This is a genomic window from Amycolatopsis sp. SB7-3 (assembly GCF_041021335.1).
Lineage (GTDB): Bacteria > Actinomycetota > Actinomycetes > Mycobacteriales > Pseudonocardiaceae > Amycolatopsis > Amycolatopsis japonica.
Map to the genome: position 1 here is coordinate 2,450,487 of NZ_JBFPJQ010000001.1, position 19,331 is coordinate 2,469,817.

19 protein-coding genes are annotated in these 19,331 nt (G+C 68.7%); 10 read left to right on the plus strand and 9 right to left on the minus strand.

Annotated features, from left to right (window positions below; translation table 11 throughout):
- Positions 1-100 precede the first annotated feature (100 nt).
- Positions 101-745 carry a TetR/AcrR family transcriptional regulator gene (locus AB8M46_RS11975; protein ID WP_016330531.1) on the minus strand — a complete coding sequence of 215 codons (645 nt, stop codon included), beginning with the start codon at positions 743-745 and terminating at the stop codon, positions 101-103.
- A 126-nt stretch (positions 746-871) separates the two neighbouring features.
- On the opposite strand from AB8M46_RS11975, the gene AB8M46_RS11980 reads away from it, so the two are divergent.
- Positions 872-2,194 (plus strand): GH1 family beta-glucosidase, encoded by a 1,323-nt coding sequence (locus AB8M46_RS11980; RefSeq protein WP_125731446.1) that lies wholly within the window; start codon positions 872-874, stop codon positions 2,192-2,194.
- On the plus strand, positions 2,187-3,443 hold the full coding sequence (locus AB8M46_RS11985; RefSeq protein WP_394360291.1) for an MFS transporter: 1,257 nt from the start codon (positions 2,187-2,189) through the stop codon (positions 3,441-3,443). The genes AB8M46_RS11980 and AB8M46_RS11985 overlap by 8 nt, the downstream gene beginning before the upstream one ends.
- A gap of 313 nt (positions 3,444-3,756) precedes the next feature.
- Here the strand turns inward: AB8M46_RS11985 and AB8M46_RS11990 are convergent, their stop codons facing one another.
- Complete coding sequence (locus AB8M46_RS11990; RefSeq protein WP_037333828.1) at positions 3,757-4,182, minus strand: hypothetical protein; 426 nt, start codon at positions 4,180-4,182, stop codon at positions 3,757-3,759.
- A 13-nt stretch (positions 4,183-4,195) separates the two neighbouring features.
- Positions 4,196-4,570, minus strand: a complete 375-nt coding sequence (locus tag AB8M46_RS11995; RefSeq protein WP_016330535.1) for a hypothetical protein — start codon at positions 4,568-4,570, stop codon at positions 4,196-4,198.
- Between the two features lie 423 nt (positions 4,571-4,993).
- Between AB8M46_RS11995 and AB8M46_RS12000 the strand changes: the two genes are divergently transcribed.
- Together AB8M46_RS12000 and AB8M46_RS12005 are read left to right on the plus strand one after the other, a co-directional pair.
- Positions 4,994-6,301 carry a helix-turn-helix transcriptional regulator gene (locus AB8M46_RS12000; RefSeq protein ID WP_161791087.1) on the plus strand — a complete coding sequence of 436 codons (1,308 nt, stop codon included), beginning with the start codon at positions 4,994-4,996 and terminating at the stop codon, positions 6,299-6,301.
- Positions 6,261-7,199 carry a phosphotransferase family protein gene (locus AB8M46_RS12005; protein ID WP_369797375.1) on the plus strand — a complete coding sequence of 313 codons (939 nt, stop codon included), beginning with the start codon at positions 6,261-6,263 and terminating at the stop codon, positions 7,197-7,199. Before AB8M46_RS12000 ends, AB8M46_RS12005 begins: the two co-directional genes overlap by 41 nt.
- 212 nt (positions 7,200-7,411) lie before the next feature.
- On the opposite strand, the gene AB8M46_RS12010 is transcribed toward AB8M46_RS12005, so the two are convergent.
- The gene (locus tag AB8M46_RS12010; RefSeq protein WP_394360292.1) at positions 7,412-9,403 is read right to left on the minus strand and encodes a tetratricopeptide repeat protein; all 1,992 of its coding nucleotides are present in this window, start codon (positions 9,401-9,403) and stop codon (positions 7,412-7,414) included.
- Between the two features lie 297 nt (positions 9,404-9,700).
- Here AB8M46_RS12010 and AB8M46_RS12015 point away from each other — a divergent pair, with 297 nt between their 5' ends.
- On the plus strand, positions 9,701-10,267 hold the full coding sequence (locus tag AB8M46_RS12015; RefSeq protein WP_125731455.1) for a dihydrofolate reductase family protein: 567 nt from the start codon (positions 9,701-9,703) through the stop codon (positions 10,265-10,267).
- Here AB8M46_RS12015 and AB8M46_RS12020 read toward each other — a convergent pair.
- The 4 genes from AB8M46_RS12020 to AB8M46_RS12035 form a co-directional block, all read right to left on the minus strand.
- Positions 10,264-11,295 carry a copper resistance D family protein gene (locus AB8M46_RS12020; protein WP_037333812.1) on the minus strand — a complete coding sequence of 344 codons (1,032 nt, stop codon included), beginning with the start codon at positions 11,293-11,295 and terminating at the stop codon, positions 10,264-10,266. The genes AB8M46_RS12015 and AB8M46_RS12020 overlap by 4 nt on opposite strands.
- On the minus strand, positions 11,292-11,855 hold the full coding sequence (locus AB8M46_RS12025) for a copper resistance CopC family protein (protein WP_037333809.1): 564 nt from the start codon (positions 11,853-11,855) through the stop codon (positions 11,292-11,294). The genes AB8M46_RS12020 and AB8M46_RS12025 overlap by 4 nt, the downstream gene beginning before the upstream one ends.
- Positions 11,856-12,626 carry a YcnI family protein gene (locus tag AB8M46_RS12030; protein ID WP_038507180.1) on the minus strand — a complete coding sequence of 257 codons (771 nt, stop codon included), beginning with the start codon at positions 12,624-12,626 and terminating at the stop codon, positions 11,856-11,858. It lies immediately after the preceding gene.
- Between the two features lie 70 nt (positions 12,627-12,696).
- Positions 12,697-13,188 (minus strand): hypothetical protein, encoded by a 492-nt coding sequence (locus AB8M46_RS12035; protein ID WP_394360885.1) that lies wholly within the window; start codon positions 13,186-13,188, stop codon positions 12,697-12,699.
- Positions 13,189-13,478: 290 nt separating this feature from the next.
- On the opposite strand from AB8M46_RS12035, the gene AB8M46_RS12040 reads away from it, so the two are divergent.
- From AB8M46_RS12040 to AB8M46_RS12055, 4 genes are read left to right on the plus strand one after another with little or no spacing between them, the layout of a single operon-like run.
- A complete protein-coding gene (locus tag AB8M46_RS12040; protein ID WP_007030477.1) occupies positions 13,479-14,126 on the plus strand; it encodes an ABC transporter permease in 648 nt (215 codons plus the stop codon).
- Entirely contained in the window at positions 14,113-15,294 is a 1,182-nt protein-coding gene (locus tag AB8M46_RS12045; RefSeq protein WP_369797374.1) for an ABC transporter ATP-binding protein, read from the plus strand. Before AB8M46_RS12040 ends, AB8M46_RS12045 begins: the two co-directional genes overlap by 14 nt.
- A complete protein-coding gene (locus AB8M46_RS12050; RefSeq protein WP_037333798.1) occupies positions 15,291-16,067 on the plus strand; it encodes an ABC transporter permease in 777 nt (258 codons plus the stop codon). Before AB8M46_RS12045 ends, AB8M46_RS12050 begins: the two co-directional genes overlap by 4 nt.
- Positions 16,068-16,069: 2 nt before the next feature.
- A complete protein-coding gene (locus tag AB8M46_RS12055; RefSeq protein ID WP_394360293.1) occupies positions 16,070-17,029 on the plus strand; it encodes a glycine betaine ABC transporter substrate-binding protein in 960 nt (319 codons plus the stop codon).
- 73 nt (positions 17,030-17,102) lie between these two features.
- Here the strand turns inward: AB8M46_RS12055 and AB8M46_RS12060 are convergent, their stop codons facing one another.
- Positions 17,103-17,567: a DUF6474 family protein gene (locus AB8M46_RS12060; protein ID WP_038507189.1), complete on the minus strand. Its 465-nt coding sequence runs from the start codon at positions 17,565-17,567 to the stop codon at positions 17,103-17,105.
- A gap of 90 nt (positions 17,568-17,657) precedes the next feature.
- On the opposite strand from AB8M46_RS12060, the gene AB8M46_RS12065 reads away from it, so the two are divergent.
- Positions 17,658-19,304, plus strand: coding sequence for a TM0106 family RecB-like putative nuclease (locus tag AB8M46_RS12065; RefSeq protein WP_200882671.1), 1,647 nt, complete (start codon positions 17,658-17,660; stop codon positions 19,302-19,304).
- Positions 19,305-19,331 lie beyond the last annotated feature (27 nt).

Sequence of the window (19,331 nt, forward strand, 5' to 3'; positions counted from 1 at the left end):
TTTGAGACACTCAACGTCTCAAAGGGGGCCTTCAGGACGTCCGGGCAGAGCTGCGGGAGTCCACCGTGGACGAAGCGTCGAGAACCCCGAGCGGAGAACCTCAGGCCTCCCCGAACTTGCTCGCCAAGTAGCCCTTCACCACCGACTTCGCCTCCGCCACGATCCGCTCGTCCCCTCGCGGGTCCCGGCGGAAAGCCAGCTTCAGCAGCGCGTCGGCGGTCTCGTTCGCGATCGTCAGCGCGAATCGGATGTCGTCCGGCGGCGACTGGATCCGCGCGGAGAGCACATCGGTGAGCGCGTCGACGATGACCGCGTTGTTGTCACGCGTCTCGTCGAGGAGCTGCCGGTCCACGACGTCACCGAAGTGCACCTTCGAGAAGCCGGGTACCTCGCGGTGCATCGCCAAGTAGATGTCGAGGATCGAGTCCACGACGTCCCACCAGTGCTCGGGCGCCAGCTCGTTCAGCGTTTCCGACACCGAGGCGACGAACCGCTCGAGGTTCCGTTGCGTCAGCGCCTGCACCACGGCCCGCTTGTCGGGGAAGAACTGGTACAGCGAACCGACGGCCACCCCGGCGCGCTTCGCGATCAGCGTGGTCGTCAACGCGTCGTAGCCGAGTTCGTCGATCAGCTGGGCGCTGGCGTCGAGCATCTGCTCCACCCGCTTGGCGCTGCGCTGCTGAACGGGCTGCCGCCGGAGCGGAGTCGTCTCCGCTTGCGGTTTCGCGGCCTGGATGTCGGACACTCGGGCTCCTCCTTCGCTGATCTGCGACTTTATCGTGCCGACAGGGTTCCCCCCGGTCGAGTGAAGGCATAGTATCTGAGAACTTTTCATGTTCGGCCGAGTCTGAAGAGGAAAGGTGTGCCGCCGGTGGAGAATCCGACCTTCCCGTCCGAATTCCTGTGGGGTGTATCGACCTCCGCCTTCCAGATCGAGGGGGCGACCGGTGAAGGCGGCCGGGGACAGTCCATTTGGGACACGTTCACCGAAACGGAGGGAAAGATCGCGCGGGCTGAGCACGCCAAGGTAGCGGCCGATCACTTCCACCGCTACTCCGAGGACATCGCGCTGATGGCCGAACTCGGCGTCGGCGCCTACCGCATGTCCTTCGCCTGGCCCCGGATCCAGCCCGACGGCGACGGCAAACCCAACGCCGAAGGCCTTGCGTTCTATGACAAATTGCTCGACGAGGTCTGCGCCGCCGGTATCGCGCCGACCGGGACGCTCTTCCATTGGGACCTCCCGCAGGCCCTGGAAGACAAGGGCGGCTGGCTCGCTCGCGACACCGCCGAACGATTCGGGGAGTACGCCGCCATCGTGGGCGAGCGGTTCTCCGATCGGGTGAAAATGTGGATCCCGCTCAACGAGCCCATGGTCATGTCGATCTTCGGCTACGCGATCGGCGAGTACGCGCCCGGCAAGACACTCCTGCTCGACGCCCTGCCCACCGCGCACTACCAGAATCTCGCGCACGGTCTCGCGGTCCAAGCGCTGCGCGCGGCCGGTGCCCGGAGCGTCGGCACGGCCAACAATCATTCGCCGATCTGGCCTGCCACCGATTCGCCGGAGGACAAGGCCGCGGGCGAATGGATCGACGCCCTCATCAATCGCACTTACGCGGATCCGGTGCTGCTCGGCCGATATCCCGAACAAGTCGTCGCGCATCTCCCGGCGGGTTTCGCCGACGATCTGCCGACCATCGCGCAGCCCCTCGACTTCTACGGGGTGAATTACTACGAGCCGCAGGGCGTCGCCGCGCCCGGCGAAGGCAATCCGCTGCCCTTCGAGCTTCGCGCGATCGAGGGATATCCCATGACCACCAACGATTCGCCGATCGTCCCGCACGGGCTGCGCGATCTGCTCGTCGGCTTCCACGAGCGCTACCGCGAGCACCTCCCGCCCGTCTACATCACCGAAAACGGCTGCAGCTTCGACGACGTCGTCGCCGAAGACGGCCACGTCCACGACCAGGAACGCATCGACTTCCTCGACAGTCACCTGGTCGCGGTGCGCGAAGCGATGGACGCCGGTGTCGACGTCCGCGGGTATTTCGTCTGGTCGCTGATGGACAACTTCGAATGGTCGAAGGGCTACCAGCCGCGGTTCGGGCTGGTGCACATCGATTACGAGACACAGAAGCGCACGCCGAAGGACTCCTTCGGCTGGTACCGGGAACTGATCCGCCATGAGTGAGGTCCGGGAGCTGCCCGAGGCGCTCGCCGAGCCGGTCGCCAGGGTCCGCGCGGGGTGGATGAGCCTGCTGTTCTTCGCGAACATCGCGCTCTGGCTGGGGGTTTACGCACCCATCCAGGTTCTCCTGCCCAAACAGGCCGAACTGCTGGACGCCACCAGCAAGGAGGCCGTGTTCAGCCTGGTCACCGGCATCGGCGCGGTGGTCGCGCTGATCGCCAACCCGGCCGTCGGCCTGCTGTCCGACCGGACCTGTTCCGCTCGCGGCCGTCGTCATCCGTGGACGGCGGCCGGCGCCGCGGTCGCCGCCGCCGGACTGCTCATTCTCGCGTTCGCGCCGAACGTCGCGGTCATGGTGCTCGGCTGGTGTCTGGTCCAGGCGGGACTGAACGGGATGCTCGCGATGCTGGTGTCAGCCATCGCCGATCGCGTTCCCGTACCCCAGCGCGCCCAGGTCGGCGGCCTCGTCGGCATCGCCCAGATGCTCGGGACCGTGCTCGGCGCGGTGGTGGTCGTGGTGATGCTCGACCTCGCCGGGCTCCCGCTGGGCTACGCGGTGTGCGCGGCCATCGTGCTGGCGGGCGCGGCGGCGTTCGTCCTGCGCACGCCGGACGCGCGGCTGCCGGTCGCGTTCCGGCCGTCCGCCAGGACACGGGACGTACTCGCGAATCTGTGGATCTCCCCGCGCAGGCATCCGGACTTCGCCTGGGCGTGGGGCTGCCACTTCATGATCAACCTCGGCAACGCCTTCGGGACGCTGTACCTGTTGTTCTTCCTCAAGGACGCGGTGCACTACGAAGATCCGGACACCGGACTGCTGATCATGATGGGCCTCTACGGCGCGGCGCTCGTCGTCGGCGCGCTCATCGCCGGGCACTTCTCCGACAAGACGGGACGCCGGAAGCCCTACGTCCTCGCCGCTTCGGCGGTGATGGCCGTCGCCGCCCTGCTGCTGGTGGTCTGGCAGAACTGGACGGCCGCGCTCGCGGCGTCACCGTTGCTGGGAGTCGGTTTCGGCGCGTACATGGCCGTCGCGCTGGCGATGCTCACCCAGGTGCTGCCCACCGCGCAGGACCGGGCGAAGGATCTCGGCGTCATCAACATCGCGAACTCGCTGCCGCAGGTGGTGGCGCCGATGCTGACCGCGCCGATTTTGGCCTACCTGGGCGGATATCCGAGCCTTTTCGCGGCTTCGGCGCTGTCCACCGTCATCGCCGCGGTACTGGTCACGCGGGTGAAGGGCGTCAGCTGAAGGTTGGAGACCGCGGACCGGTGCCGGTCGGGGGAGGGGAGTGCAACGGCACCGGCCCGCGGGGTTCGGGGGATGGCAGCGCGCTCCGGGGCAGGTATCGCGCTGCGTTTGTGATCATCAACCTAGCGACCGATTACTGCCTTCGCTAGGTGTTCTGCCGATAATTTTCGATTAATCGCGGTGGGGACCGGAGTGATTACCGAGAGCGGTTCGTCGCGTTCGGGGGTACGCGCGAACCGCCGCCGGCGAAGGCGAGATCGTGGCGTGGTTGCCGAGGGGGCTGCTCGGACCGCCGGTCACTCGCCTGGCTTTCCTAGGCGTGTACGCCGCCGATGGCGGCACGACGCGGGTTGACCAGAGCGTGCCTGCCGGTGGTTTCGGCCGGGCTCACCCCGCGGCTCTGGCCAGGGACGCGGCGGCGGCTTTCGCGCCGGTGATCCTGGGTGGCCGCGATCTGCTGGGGGGCGAGGCCGCCGGCGACCAGGTGCTCGTGCGCGACCTGCCATACCGAGCAGGGGGCCTTGCACTTGTGCCAGCGGGTCGAGCAGGTGGGGCAGTCCCCGCGCTCGTCGGGCTCGTGCGCCTGGAGCATCGCGCGCCAGCCTTCGGCGAGCCGGGGGAGCTCCGAGCGGGCGACCGAGACGAGCGACTGCGCGTCGGCCCGGTTCGCGAGATCGGAGAGCATGTCGAGGCGTTCCCAAACCGCGTTGCGGAGGACTTGCCCTAGGACCTGATCCACGGAGAACTCACCGTTACCTTTCCGCCATTTTGGCGGCTTCGTTGAGCGCTGCCCTGAGCTGTCCGAGCTGGCCGGACGTCAGGCGCGCGGTCTCTCCTGGCGGCGAGACGAGAACCACCTGGTTGTCTTCGACGAACACGGTGACGGCGCGTTCACGGCTGATGAGATCGCCGCACTGCACCCGCCAGACCAGCTGTCCGCCTTCGTAACGGCGCACACTCGCGGTACGGGGGTCGACCGGGGCGGAAGGGGAGACCGGACGGTTGGCGCCGGGGGCGACGGCGACCGTCTGCTGACCGGCGGGGCCGGCCGCACGCAGGTGGCGCGTGGCCATACCGGGCCGTCCCGCGGTGATGGAGCCTGTTGCGATCGAGTCCACGAACTCCACTGGCTCTTCTCCGCTCTCTCGTTCCACGTCGTCTTCGTATCCGCGTGTCCGCACCTGTAGGGGGTTCGGAGACTTGGTAGCTCTCCGTGATCGCGGCCGGTGGCCGGTCGGTCACGGAGATCTGACAACTACAGTGATGTGAAACCGAGTGCGATAGAAGGTCGAACCGCCGTCATAGCGGTGACCGGACGAGGTTTCACGGTAAGCGGTCAAACGACTTCTGCCGGGCCGATCACGACGGGCGATCCGGTGTTTCGCACGGTTGAATAGGTGTGCCTACGCTGTTTCTCGACCCCAACGGAACTGTGAGGGGGCGCAATGGACGCCAGTATCGGTGGCGGCGCTGTCGCCGGCTCGGACGCTGCAAGCGGTTCGGGTCGCCAGAGTCACCCCGTGCCACCGGATGCCTGGGAGCAGCCGGAGATGCGAGCCGCACTGGCCACACGGGAGATCTCGTCCGTGTACCGGCTGTTGCGCAAGCACGGTGTTTCGCAGCGTCAGATCGCCGCGATGACCGGCCAGTCGCAGTCCGAGGTGTCCGAGATCCTCAAAGGTCGCCAGGTGATGGCGTACGACGTGCTCACCCGCATCGCTGACGGCCTTGGTGTCCCCAGGGGATACATGGGTCTCGCCTATGACGAGGCGACAGCGATAAAGGTCGTCGGCGCTGCCGACGGCCAGCAGGCGGAGGAGGACGAGTCCGTGAAGCGACGGAGGTTCCTCGCACACGCCGCCCAGGTCACGATGGGTGCGGCGGTGTTCGGCCCGGAATCGGGTACGTGGTCGGCGGGACCGGCGAAGACGCCCGCTCCCGGACGGATCGGCATGACCGACGTCCGCCAGGTGGAAGCCGCGACCAGAGCCCTCCGTTCCCTCGACTACCAGTACGGCGGCGGTTTCTGCCGCGACGCCGTGGTCGCCCAGCTGTCCTGGGGACAGCAGATGCTCGAGTCCACCGGCACCGAGCCGGTCAAGAACCGCCTGTACGTTGCCCTCGCCGACCTGCACAGCCTGGCGGGCTGGACCTCCTTCGACACCGGCCTCATGGATTCCGCGCGCGGACATTTCGCGAACGCGCTGGACCTGGCCAAACAGGGCGACAACCACCCGCTGGTCGCGAACGTCCTCTACCGGATGGGCCGCGTCTACCTGCACCAGGACGCCCCGAACGACGCGCTGAAACTGTTCCAGCTCGGCCAGATCGCCGCCCAGGAATCGGGCTCCGAACTGGCGGTCGCCGTGCTCTGCGCCAACGAGGCCTGGGCCTACGCGATGATGGGCAACGAGGAGCAGGCCGTGAAGCTGCTCGGCCGGAGCAAGGACGAGTTCGCCCGCGCCAACCTCGCCGAGGCCGAATCCTGGGTCAAATTCTTCACCGAGACCGACGTCTACGCCATGATCGGCACCGTGCACACCGTGCTCGCGGCGAAGAACGCCGAGCACACCAAGTACGCGATCCCGGCGCTGACCAAGGCCGTCGAGTCCTACACCGACGACATGGCCCGCAGCAAGACGTTCATGCTCAGCGCCCTGGCCACGAACCACCTGCTCGAAGGCGATCTCGACCATGGCGCCAAGGTGGGCTCGAAGGCCGTCGACTGTGCCGAGGGCATCAAGTCCGAGCGGGTGAAGGACCGGATGCGGCCACTGCAGGTCGAGGCGGAGCGCCGCCGGAACAACGCGGACGCCCGTGACCTCGCCGACCGCCTCAACTCCTTCTACGCCGCCTGAGCCGACCGGTCCGGGCGGCCGGTTCACGCCCGCCATCCTGCGCGACGCCCTCGGGCGGACGTGCGATCTGCTGGGCGTGGACCCCGAAGGCGCCCGCCTGCTGAGGTTCACCAACAACGCCGTCTACGAGCTGGCGAGCGCGCCGTTCGTCGTCAGGATCGTCGGCTCCACCCTGCTGCGGCATCGCGTCGGCACGGTCGTGCGGGTCGCGCGGCATTTCGAACGGCACGCGGTGCCTGCCATCCGGCTCGTTCCCGGGCTCGACCAGCCGCTGCCGGTCGGCGAACATCTCGTGACGGTCTGGTGGAAGGTGCCCGAGACCGGCCGGAAGGCGAAGTCGGCCGACCTCGCCGCGCTGCTGCGCCAGGTCCACGCGCTCCCGCCGCCCGAAGGGCTCGCCGAATGGGCGCCGTTCGCCGCGGTCCGCGCCCGGGTTTCGGACGCGGAGGAGCTGGACGAGGGCGACCGGCGGTTCCTGCTCGAACGCTGCGCCGAGGTCGAAGCCGCGCTCGCGGACCTGGACTTCCCCCTGCCCAGGGGCCTCGTCCACGGGGACGCGCACACCGGGAACGTGATCCCCGGGCCGGACGGGCCGGTGCTGTGTGATTTCGATTCGTCCTGTGTCGGGCCGCCGGAATGGGATCTGACGCCGCTCGCCGTCGGCCATGAACGGTTCGGTGATCCACCGGCCCGCTATCGCGTGTTCGCGCAGCGGTACGGATTCGACGTGACGACGTGGTCCGGCTTCTCCGTACTGCGCGCGATCCGTGAACTGAAGCTCACGACGAGTGTTCTCCCCATTCTCCGCAGTCATCCCAGCGTGCGGGATGAGCTGCGAAAACGATTGAACGATCTTCGGAACGGACGCACCGGCGCACGCTGGAACCGCTATCGGTGACTCACCCGGGAAAGGCATCTGCACGTGCATTCGCCGACGGCGAATGACCGTTCGTCGCTTGTCCGAATTCGTCGATCAAACGGTGACGAATTCGCCCGGGCTAATCACTTCTCCCGGCCTAATGCTCCCCCGAATGTGCAAGTTGCAGCTACGCTGAGTCATTCACATCGACGCGTTCACTCGGTCGCTGAGTACCGATCGGTGCCGTGGGGTCACAGCTGTTCGAGCCGCGTGCGCAGAGCGTCAGCCTCCGGGCGGCCGAGGCCGACCAGGATGGGCAACGCCCGGTCGTAGTGCCGCCTCGCCTCGTCGGTGTTCCCTTCCGCCTCGGCGACCTCGCCGAACGCGGCCAGGGCCCTGGCCACCTCGAACCTCGACCCGCTGGCCTCCATCGTGGCCAGCGACGCTTCGAGTTCGGTCCGGGCGGCCGGGAGATCCCCGGTCGCGGTGAGTGCGCGGCCGAGATCGGTCCGGGCGCGGGCCACGTTGTACGGGTCGGCGGCCAGCACTTCGCGAGCGCGGGTGAGGTGCTCGATCGCCGGTTCCGGCCGTCCGGCCTTGAGCTGGGTCGAACCGAGGTTGATCAGCGCGAGGCCGACGTCGTGCGGGCGGTTCTGGCTCTCGCTCAGGCGATGGTCTTCGGTGAACCACCGCACCGCGTCGTCGAGCCTGCCCTGTGCCAGCGCGACCAGGCCGAGGCCTTCCACCGACCGGATCTCGACGACCTCGTTGCCGGCCTTCCGCGCCGCTTCGCGTCCGGCCTCGTAGTGCGAGACGGCTTCGTCGTACCGGCCGGTGCCGCGGCAGGCGGCGCCCGCGCGGTTGTGCATCAACGCCTCCGCCGACGCGTTGCCCCACGCCCGCGCGCAGCGCACACCGGCCTGGCTCACCTCGAGGAAATCCGGATAGTGCTTGCGCAGCAGGAAGAGCGGCCACATCGCGGCGGCGAGCTGCCAGCCCAGTTCGGGCAGCTGCCAGGTTTCGGCGGTCTTGACGGCGGCGATGAGGTTCTCGCGTTCCAGTTCGAGCCAGGCGAGTTCCTCGTCGGAGGACGCGAACGACATCGGCGACGGTGGCCGGTACTCGTAGCGATACGGGATCGGGTCCTGGTCGGGGACCGTCATGGCGGTGGTCTTCGACGCGGTGAAGAGGTACCACTCGAGCATGCGGCGCACCGCGATGTCGCGGTCGTACTCGTTGCCCGCCGTCTTCTCCTTGGCGTGCAGGCGCGCGAGATCGTGGAAGGTGTACCGGTCGTCGCCGCGGTCGATCAGCAGTCCGACGTCGACGAGCTGGTCCAGCAGGTCTTCGGCGACCTCCTCGCGGACGGCGATCGACGCGGCGGCCACACCGACGCCGAAATCGGGGCCGGGGTGGAGCCCGAGCGCCGCGTACAGCGCGGCCGCGTCCGAGGGGAGCTCGTCGTAGGAGAGGTTGAAGCTGGCTTCCACCGATTGCGCCTCTTTCGTCGACAGCGTGGCCAGTCGACGATATTCCTTCCCCAGTTCGGTGGCGATCTTCTCCAGCGACATCTTCGGCCGTCCGGCCAGCTTGGCGCTGACCGTGGTGAGGGCGATCGGCAGCCCCCCGCACAGCTCGGCGATGTCCCGTGCCCGCGCGGCTTCGGCGCCGACCCGCTCCGCGCCGACCGCGCGGCCCAGCAGTTCGGCGCTGTGCGCGGAACCGAACGGCGCCAGCTCGACCAGCCGCGCGCGATGCTCGGTCTGGAGCCTGCCCAGACGGCGTCGCGAAGTCACGATCACGAGGCTTCCCCCGCCGGCGGGCAGCAGCGGAAGCACCTGTTCGGTCGATCCGGCGTTGTCGAGCAGTACGAGCAACGGTCGTTCGGCGGTCGTCGTGCGGTACAGCGCGATGAGCTCTTCGACGTCCGAGGGCAGCCCCTCCGGCGGAACGTCCAGCGCGCGAAGGAACCGGCCGAGCGCTTCGCTCGCCGAAAGCGGACCGTTGGTGCTGAACCCGCCGAGGTCCGCCCAGAGGTGCCCGTCGGGGAAGCGGTCTCCGAGCTGTCGGCCCCACGCGGTGGCCAGCGCGGTCTTGCCGATCCCGCCCTGGCCGCTGATCAGCTGCACGGCCGGCCCGTCGGTGTCGTGCTGGGCCAGCAGCTTCTCCAGCAACGCGAGTTCGGCGGTGCGGTTGGTGAAATGCGCGGGTGCGGGCGGAAGCTGGCGCGGGCCCGAACTCACCTGCCGGGTGAGCCTGACCGCCGATCGCTGCCGCGGTACCTGTGGCGTGCTGACTTCACTTTCACCCGGCAACGGGCCGCCCATCAACCATCCCCTCTTCGGGTTAACCCCAGCGAACGCGTAGAGCATTCCGGTGGAGCCCCGGGGAGGACAGCGAAACCGGCCAAATGCGGCCGGATGGAGCAAGGTGTGTAACAGCTTCCGAAAAGTCGCGCGGACGATGTCGAGAACAGACCGGCGGCCGCGTCCCCGGGGCGATCGCGGCCGGAGTGGCCGCGCCTGCCGGGAGGACAAGTCATGCGCAAGCTCATCGTTCAGCAGTGGGTCACGGTCGACGGCATCGTCGCGGAGGAGGACGGCGGCCTGAGCTTCGTCTCGGGAGAGCCCTTCTCCGAGAAGACCGAGCCGGCGTTCAAGGCGAGCGTGATGGGGCTCGTCGATGCGGTCGACACGATGATCCTGGGCGCGAACACCTACGCCATGGCCAAGGACTACTGGCCTTACGCCGAAGAGCAGGGTGAATACGGCGAGAAGGTCAACGGTCTCACCAAGTTCGTCGCCTCGTCCGAACTGGAGGACGCCCCTTGGGGAGGCTTTCCCGCCGCGACCGTGACGCGCGACGCGGCCGCCACCGTCCGCGAACTCAAGGCACAGAGCGGCAAGGACCTGTGGCTGTGGGGGAGCCTGACGCTCATGCGGTCGCTGCTGGACGCCGGTCTCGTCGACGAGTTCCGGCTGATGGTCAGCCCGGTGTCGCGCGGCAAGGGGACGCGCCTGTTCGAGGACCGGCGGGACCTGAAGCCGATCGAGGCCACTGCGTTCGAGAACGGCGTGGTGATCCTGCGGTACGCGGTGAAGGCCTAGGTCGTCGGGACGACCGGGGCTCGCGTGAGGACGACGGCGAAGCCGAACGCGAGCCCCATCACCGTCAGTTCCAGCGTCGCCCACGCGGCCAGCGCGGTGCGGTTGTGCCGCACGATCTGCGGCATCAGCTTCCAGCGTGTGTACGCGCCGAGGCTCGCGATCGCCCCGGTGCACAACAGCTTCAACAGCACCAGCTGCCCGTACGGCGTGGTGAAGACGCCTTCCCAGAACCCGAGCGACGGGTTGAGCGAGATCTCGATCAGCCCGTTGAACAGCCCGGTCGCCGCGCCGAGGATCAGGCACAGCGTGGCCAGTTTGGAGAACCGTGGCAGCGCGTGCGCCAGCAGCGTCCGGTTCCCGACGAGCAGCACCGCCATCGCGCCGAGCCCGCCGGTCCAGGCGACGGCGCTCATCACGTGCAGTTCCATCGAGATCATCGTGTAGTCGTGGTAGTTCCAGTTCGACGCGTGCCCGGTGACCGGCAGCGGCAGCAGCGCGAACAGTCCCAGCCCGACGCGGACCTCGGCGGGCACCTTCTCGCCGTGTTTCAGCGCGAGGATCCCCAGTCCCGCGTGCAGCAGGGCCAGGACCGCGACGATCAGCAGCGCCTTCCCGGCGCCGACGTCGGCGATGTAGCTCCCGACGTCCGACATCGACAGCGTGCTGGAACCCGGCCGGTATTCGGCGGTCTGCAGGATCAGCGCGACGAGCGCGGTGGTCGCCCAGACCAGCGCGGCCGCGACGCTCGCGGGCCGCGCGATCCGCATGATCGGCTCGGAGAGCTTCGGCCGGTCGTAGCCGACCAGTACCGAAAGCAGCGCCAGCCCGATCGTCGCGACCGCCGAGATGTCCAGCAGAACCCGCACGATCGGGATCGAAACCGAGACCACCTCGCTGACCTGCGCGACCCCGGGCACCGGGGCGGTCGCCGTCAGCGCGACACCGATCAGGGCGCCGACGATCCCCGCCGTCACCACACAGAACAGGACGGCGACGCGGGCTCGCGAGGTGGTCTCGGCCTGGGTCATGAGCCGCTCTTCTCCTTGTCACCGGCGCCGGTGCGCAGTGCGACGGTCAGTCCGACGGCGAGCAGCACGACGGCGCCCGCGATCCACACCCAGATCGGCACGCCGGACGAGCCTTCGCCGCCGGTCGCCGGGGCGGTCTCGGCCTGGCCCGCGTTGCTCCGCGCGGCGTCGGCGCTCGCCGGGGTCCCGGTGCCCGCGGCGGTGAGGGTGAACGGCACCTCACCGGTCACGGAATGCCCGTCCGCGGACAGGATCCGGTAGCCGATCTTGTACTCGCCCGCCGGGCCGAGCGGCCGCAGCGGCACGGTCACGACGCTGTCGCGGACCTCGACCTGGCCTTCGGCCCACTGGCCGCCGCCCGGTCCGACGACCGCGATCTGGTTGACGTTCGCGTTCTGGACGTACTGGTCGAACGTGAGGGTGATCTTCGCGGGACCGGCGGCGAGCGACGCGCCCTTCGCCGGGTCGGAGGAGATCAGGACGTTGTGCGCCAGCGCCGGGGTGGCGGTGGCGAGCCACGCCACCCCGGTGATCGCCAGCGCGACGATCGCTTTACGCATTCACTTTCCTTCGGTGTCGCTCTTGCCGGAGACGGCGGTGGCGCGGCGGGCGCGCAGGGTGGCACCGGCGCCGACGCCGAGGCCGAGCGCGCCGACGACCAGGCCGGCGCCGCCGAGCCAGCGGGCGGTGTTGTCGGACGACGAAGAAGCCGCGTGCGACTCCTCGGACGCCTTCGCGTCGGTGCCGTGGCCGCCTCCGTGTCCGTCAGCGGTCTTCTCGGCGAGCTTCACCGTCGGCGCGGGGTGCTCTGGCTCCTCACCCGAGGCCGGGGTCGGCTGGTTCCACTCGACGACCTTGCCGTTCTCGTAGGTCTGGGTGGCCGGGAACTCGATCGCGTCGACGTTGGTCGGGAACTGGCCCGCGCTGATCTGGAACTCCTGGAACTCGGTCGATCCGGCGGCGATCTTGGTGCCGGGTTCGGCGGTCCAGGAGACCTTGGAGACGGCTTCGGTGATCTGCGTGCCGGACGCGGTGGTCACCGGGGCGGGCAGCTTGGACTTGACGACCTCGGCCTTCCAGCCGGGAACCGGCTTGGCCCGCACCGAGCTGAGCGCGTACTCGGGTTTGACGGTGATCTCGACCTTGACCGTGCCGGCGTCCTTCTCCTCGTTGGGAACGCGGAAGAAGATCGCGCCGTAGCCGCCCTTCGACGGCTGGGGGCCGTAGACGTTGGCGGTGACGTGGGCCGAGGCGACCCCGGCGGACAGCAGGCCGGCGATACCGACGGTGGCGGCCAGGAAACCGGCGCGCTTGAAGACGTGCTTGGACACGAAAACTCCTGAACGTGACTGGGACGGCGGGCTCGGAGGCCTCGCCGGATTGACGGGGGATGTCGTGGGTTCAGGAGAACAGCGGCGGGCCACGCCTGCCGTGGACGCGGCGGAGGTCCACCCGGACGAGGTGACCGGGGCCCGCCGGACGGGCGAGCACCGGCGACGCCATCGCGGCGGGGACCGGGAGCGCGTTGAGGATGAAGGGGACCAGCGCGCGCAGGCAGGAGAGGATGCCGAGCAGCAGTCCGTCGGCCTTGGCCAGCAGCACCGCGGTGATCAGCGTGGCGACGACGTGCGCGGCGGTCATCGCGAGCCCGCCCGAAACCGGGGCCGGTTCGTCGTGCACCACCTCGTGCGTGCTCAGCGAACTGAGCACGAGGTGCATCACGACCTGACCGGCGCCGAGATCGACGATGGTGGCCAGCGGTCCGCGGGCTTTCGAAGCGAGGAAGGCCGCGTTCCAGCCGATCAGCACGGTGAGCAACACCGTCATCGCCGTATCGGGGAGGTCGCCGTCCCCGATCATGTGAGCGGTCACGGCCAGCGCCGCGGAACTCACTCCGAGCAAGGCACCACGCACCACGCGTAACGCGCTTCGGTGATGGCCGCCTTTACTCACGGGTGAAGAGTATTCGACGTACGTCCGGGTGGTCGATCTCCTCCCGGCTGTTGAGCAGGGGGAAAGACACCGCCTGCGTTTGCCCGATCAGGCCGGATCGGGCAGGTTGGCGGGATAAAAGGCGGTAAACAGGGGTTTGACCGCGCGGGTTTTGGGTAGTCAGGCTCCCGATACAGCTACTCCGAATGGGTGAGGAGGCTCACCCGAGGCGGCGGGAGAACCAGCACGCGATGAATCTCTTCGAGTACATCTCGGATCGGTGGGACAGACTCGCCCTCCAAGGGCTCCTCCATGTCAGCGCGGTCGTGCAGTGCACGATCCTGGCCGCCGTCCTCGGCGTGGTGATCGGCGTCGCCGTCTACCGCAGCCCGATCGGTTCGGCCGTGGCCACGGCGCTGGCGAGCACGATCCTCACCGTCCCCTCCTTCGCCCTCCTGGGGCTCCTCATCCCGGTGTTCGGCCTCGGCGCGAACACCACGGTCATCGCGCTCGTGCTCTACGCGCTGCTGCCGATCGTGCGGAACACGATCGTCGGGCTGAGCGGCGTCGATCCGGCGGTCAGCGACGCGGCACGCGGTATCGGCATGAGCCGGTTCGGCGTGCTGACCAGGGTGGAGCTGCGGCTCGCCTGGCCCGCGATCCTCGCCGGGATGCGGGTCGCGACGCAGATGCTCATGGGTATCGCGGTCATCGCGGCCTACGCGAAGGGCCCCGGCCTCGGCTCGGAGGTCTTCTCCGGCCTCACCAACGCGGGGAGCACGAACTCCCTCAACCAGGCACTGACCGGGACGCTCGGCGTGGTCGTCCTCGCACTGGTCCTCGACGCCGTTTACGTCCTGATCAACCGTTTGACCGTCTCTAGGGGTGTCCGTGGCTGAGTCCGAAACCGTATCCGGCGTCGAGATCGAGCTGGAGAACGTCACGAAGCGCTACCCCGGCACCCGTGAGCCCGCGGTCGACGACTTCTCGATGGTGGTGCCCGCGGGCAAGATCGTGGTCTTCGTCGGCCCGTCCGGCTGTGGCAAGACCACGACCATGCGCATGATCAACCGGCTGATCGAGCCGACGTCGGGCCGGATCACCATCGGCGGCGACGACGCGCTGAAGCTCGACGTCGACACCCTGCGCCGCCGCATCGGCTACGCGATCCAGCAGGCCGGGCTCTTCCCGCATTTCACCGTCGCGCAGAACATCGCCGTGGTGCCCGGGCTGCTCGGCTGGGACAAGAAGAAGGTCGACGACCGGGTCGAGGAGATGATGGACCTGGTCGGGCTGGACCCGGCCGATTTCCGCGACCGGTTCCCGCGTCAGCTGTCCGGTGGGCAGCAGCAGCGGGTCGGCGTCGCGCGGGCGCTCGCGGCGGATCCGCCGGTGCTGCTGATGGACGAGCCGTTCGGCGCGGTCGACCCGATCACCCGCGGCAACCTGCAGGACGAACTGCTGCGGCTGCAGACCGAGCTGAAGAAGACGATCGTCTTCGTCACCCACGACTTCGACGAGGCCGTGAAGCTCGGCGACAAGATCGCGGTGCTGGGCAACCAGTCCCGGATCCTGCAGTACGACACCCCGGATGCGATCCTCGCGAACCCGGCCGACGACACGGTCGCCGGTTTCGTCGGCGCCGGTGCCTCGCTGAAGCAGCTGACGCTGCTGCGGGTCCGCGACGTCGAGCTGAAGCAGGACGCGTTGACGGCGACGGTGAGCGAGTCGCCGTCCGAGGTGCGCGACAAGCTGACGCAGCAGCGCAAGCATTTCGTGCTGGTGCTCGACCAGCGGCGTCGTCCGATGCGGTGGGTGCACGTCCGCGAGCTGACCAAGGCGACGTCGCTGTCCACCGCGGGCAAACCGCTGCGTGACTACGTCAGCCTCCAGTCGACGCTGCAGGACGCGCTCGAAGCCATGCTCGCCGAGGGCGGCAGCGTACCGGTGACCGGCGCCCGCGGCGAATACGCCGGGACGATCGAGCTCGACACCGTCATCGCGACGATCCAGCAGCTGCGCGAGGAGCACTCCGACGACAACCCGGCGGAAGGTGTGACCGCATGACGGCCGTCGATACCGGGTTCTCCACCGAGTCCTCGTCGAGAAGCGCCGAGCGGGTCCGGCTGTTCGCCCAGCCCGCGGCGGTGCTGCTGATCGTCGCCGGGGTGCTGATCTGGGTGTTCAGCAGTGATCTCACCGCGACGGAGAAGGAGACCCTCAACGCCGCCGGGCTGTTCGCCGCGTTGCGCGACCATCTGGCGATGACCGTCGTGGTCACCGCGATCGTGGTCGCCGTCGCGGTACCGCTCGGCGTGCTCGTGACGCGGCCGTGGGCGAAATGGGCGGCGCCGGTCTTCCTGGCGGTCGCGAACATCGGCCAGGCCGCGCCCGCGCTGGGTGTGCTGGTGCTGTGGTTCATCGTCACCGGCGCCACCGGCGGGCTGTGGGTCGCCGCGCTGCCGCTGGCGTTCTACTCGCTGCTTCCGGTGCTGCGGAACACGATGGTCGGCCTGCAGCAGGTCGATCCGTCGCTGATCGACGCCGGCCGCGGGATCGGCATGTCGGCCTCCGGGGTGCTGTGGCGGGTCGAATTCCCGCTGGCGATCCCACTGATCCTGGCCGGTCTGCGGACCTCGCTGGTGCTGGCCGTCGGCACGGCGACCTTCGGCATGTTCGTCAACGCCGGCGGGTTCGGCCTGCTGATCGACACCGGCTACAAGCTCAACCTGACGAAGGTGCTGATCACCGGCTCGGTGCTCGCCGTCGCGCTGGCGCTGCTGGTGGACTGGCTCGGCGCGGTGGCGGAACAGTTCTTCGGACCGAAGGGACTGCGCTGACAATGCGACTCAAAGCGATCCTGGGCGCGGTCCTGTTGTGCGGCACGCTTTCCGCGTGCGGGCTCGAGGTCAATACCGCGCTGCCGTACAAGATCGAACCCGGTTCCATCCAGCCCGTCGAGTCGCTCAAGGGCGTCAAGGTGACGGTGGGCTCGAAGGATTTCACCGAGAACATCATCCTGGGCTACATGGCCGAGATGGCGCTTTCCGCCGCGGGCGCGGACGTCGTCGACCTGACCGACATCAAGGGCTCGAACTCGTCGCGGCAGGCGCTGCTCGCCGGCCAGACCGACGTCACCTGGGAGTACACCGGCACCGGCTGGATCAACTACCAGGGCAACGAACTCCCCGTCCCCGGCGGGGAACAGGCCCAGTACGAAGCCACGAAGGCGGCCGACGAAGCGAAGTTCGGCGTCACCTGGCTGAATTACTCGCCGCTCAACGACCAGTACGCCTTCGCGGTCACCGAGGCCTACGGCGCGGCGAACAACCTGAAGACGACGTCGGATCTGGCGGAGTTCCTGAAGCGGAAACCGGACCAGAACGTGTTCTGCCTGGAGACCGAGTTCACCAGCCGCCAGGACGGTTTCCCGGCCGCGGTGCGGGCGTACGGGTTCCAGAATCCGGTGATCAAGAACTTCGGCATCGGGACGATCTACTCGGCCGTGGCGAGCGGGACCTGCCCGATCGGCGAGATCTTCACGACCGACGGCCGGATCGCCGGGCTGAACCTTCGCGTCCTCGAAGACGACAAGAAGGCGTTCCCGCAGTACAACGCCGTGCCGACGTTGCGGACGGAATTCCTGAACCAGCACCCGGAACTGCGCGGACCGCTGGAAACCGTGGCCGCCGCCCTCGACAACAAGCAGATGATCGAGCTGTGCAAGCAGGTCGACGTCGACGGTCGTGACCAGGGCGAGGTCGCCTACGAATGGATGAAGAAGAAGGGGTTCATCAAGTAGCCGAACGCTATGAACGGGCCGTTCCTTGCAAAATTTGCAAGGAACGGCCCGTTCATAGCGTTCGAGAGCGGCTTCAGATCCCCAGCCGGTGCAGCAGCTTCCCCTCCAGCTGGTCCAGCTCCCCGGCCACGGCCCGGTGCGCCGCCTTCCGCCGCGCGGCGGGCATCCGCTCCGAAGCGCGAACGGTCGCCGAAAGCTGCTCCAGCGTCCCCTGGGTGTCCTTCGCGAAGGCCGCGTCGGCGTCTGTCGCCTTCGCGGACCTCTTCAGCTCCGCGAGCCCCTGCGTCAGCCCCGCGATCCGCGCGTGCAGCGCGGCACCGCGTCCGCTGAACTCGCCGAGCTGGTCGACGGCGACGCCGAGCTTCTTCGCTTGATAACGGTCGTATAGCTCTCGTGCGGCGCCCGCCGCTCGAACGGCGTACGGCGCGATCACCGGCAGTACGGCCGGTCCGACCACTTTGGCCACCGCGACGGCGTTCTTCGCCTTCTTCGGGGTAAACCTGCCTTCGCCCTCGATGGCTTTGGCCTTGCGCGCCATGGCACCTCCCACGCTGTGTCACTGACGAACTTACTGGTCCCCGATGTGGCGGGCATGTCGGCTTGCCGGTGGCCTTCTAGAGTGTTGTCCGTGAGTAACGAGGTGCTACTGGATGCGGGAGCGGTGAGCCGCTGCCGGCGTCGCGTGCACCTGGAACACGATCCGGCGATGCGCGAGGTTCCGCTCGCCCCGCCCGACCCCGCCGCACAGCAGCGGATCGCCGACGCCTCAGCGCATCGCGACGCGATCGTGCAGCGGCTCATGGACGCGACCGGACCCGATGCGACCTGGGTCAAGATCCCCCGCGACCTCCCGGCCGCCGAGCGCGTGCAGCTCACCGAAGAGGCCTTCGCCGCCGAAGCGCGCTACATCTGGGGCGCGCTGCTCCCGGTGGATCGCGCCGGTCATCGGCGTGGCGGCTCCGAACTCTTGGTCAACACCGGCGACGGCTACGTGCCGGTGCTGGTCGTGCGGCACCGCATCACCGACCGCGGCGCGGGCGCGCCGACCACCGTGATGACCGACCTCGATCCGGCGAACCGGCTGCCCGACGCGGCGCGAAAGGTCCGCTCGCAGCCGCGCGACCAGATGCGGCTCGCTCACCTCTATCGGATGCTCGAAGCGCTCGGAAAGCACGAAGGACACCGCGCCGTCGGCGGCGTCATCGGGCTCGACGCGGACGTCGTCGTCTGGCACGACTTGTCCGCGGCCACCTGGCCTGGCGGTCGGAGCGCGCTGACGGAGTACCAGAGCCGCTTCGCCGACAGGCTCGCCATCGCGACCGCCGCCGCCGAAGGGGACGAGCCGCTCGCCGAGCCTTCCCGCGTGCTCGAATGCCGGCGCTGCCCCTGGTGGCCGACGTGCGAGGTCGTGCTCACCGAAACCCGCGACGTCAGCCTGGTCGTCCGCGGCGAGGACGCGATGGAACTGCGCCGCGCCGGGGTGTCCACAGTGGACAAGCTGGCCGCGCTCGATCCGGCCGACGAGCCCCCGCCGATGAACTGGACCGGCGGCACCTTCGCCGACTCGATCATCCTGGCGCGCGCCTGGCTCGCCGATCTCACGATGGTGCGCAAGGTCGACCGCGTCGAGGTCCCGCGCGGCGACGTCGAGGTCGACGTCGACATGGAGAGCTTCGGTGATTCCGGCGCGTACCTGTGGGGTTCGCTGCTGACCGGCGCCGACATCGGGATGGAGCAGGGCTATCGGGCGTTCGCGACCTGGGAGCCGCTGCCGACCGCCGACGAGGCCCGGTCGTTCGCGGAGTTCTGGGCCTGGTTCACCGAAGTCCGCGAGCGCACGCTCGCCGCGGGCCTGACCTTCCGCGCCTACTGCTACAACGCGCTCGCCGAGAACCGCTGGCTCTTCGGCTCCGCGAGCCGGTTCGGCGACTACCCCGGTGTCCCCAAGAAGGCCGAGATCGCGTCCTTTGTGGACTCCGAGGAGTGGATCGACCTCTTCCGCAGCGTCACCGACCAGTTCCTGTGTTCGCACGGCAAAGGGCTCAAGGTCATCGCCCCGGTCGCCGGGTTCGCGTGGCGCGATCCGGAAGCGGGCGGCGAGGCGTCGATGCGGTGGTACCGCGACGCCGTCGGCATGGACGGCGGTGTCCCCGACGACGTCCAGCGGGAGCGCCTGCTGCGCTACAACGAGGACGACGTCCTGGCCACGCACGCGCTGCGGAACTGGATGACCGACCACGCGCAGACGTCCGTGCCGTACATGAACGACCTCTGACCCCGGCTCTCGCCGAGCTTGCGATCA

What these genes read in the sequence shown, in the direction of transcription:
- AB8M46_RS11985 (WP_394360291.1), top strand. Translation starts at nt 2,187, where the DNA reads ATGAGTGAGGTCCGGGAGCTGCCCGAGGCGCTCGCCGAGCCGGTCGCC.
- AB8M46_RS12000 (WP_161791087.1), top strand. Translation starts at nt 4,994, where the DNA reads ATGCGAGCCGCACTGGCCACACGGGAGATCTCGTCCGTGTACCGGCTG.
- AB8M46_RS12015 (WP_125731455.1), top strand. Translation starts at nt 9,701, where the DNA reads ATGCGCAAGCTCATCGTTCAGCAGTGGGTCACGGTCGACGGCATCGTC.
- AB8M46_RS12020 (WP_037333812.1), bottom strand. Translation starts at nt 11,295, where the DNA reads ATGACCCAGGCCGAGACCACCTCGCGAGCCCGCGTCGCCGTCCTGTTC.
- AB8M46_RS12025 (WP_037333809.1), bottom strand. Translation starts at nt 11,855, where the DNA reads ATGCGTAAAGCGATCGTCGCGCTGGCGATCACCGGGGTGGCGTGGCTC.
- AB8M46_RS12040 (WP_007030477.1), top strand. Translation starts at nt 13,479, where the DNA reads ATGAATCTCTTCGAGTACATCTCGGATCGGTGGGACAGACTCGCCCTC.
- AB8M46_RS12050 (WP_037333798.1), top strand. Translation starts at nt 15,291, where the DNA reads ATGACGGCCGTCGATACCGGGTTCTCCACCGAGTCCTCGTCGAGAAGC.
- AB8M46_RS12055 (WP_394360293.1), top strand. Translation starts at nt 16,070, where the DNA reads ATGCGACTCAAAGCGATCCTGGGCGCGGTCCTGTTGTGCGGCACGCTT.
- AB8M46_RS12060 (WP_038507189.1), bottom strand. Translation starts at nt 17,567, where the DNA reads ATGGCGCGCAAGGCCAAAGCCATCGAGGGCGAAGGCAGGTTTACCCCG.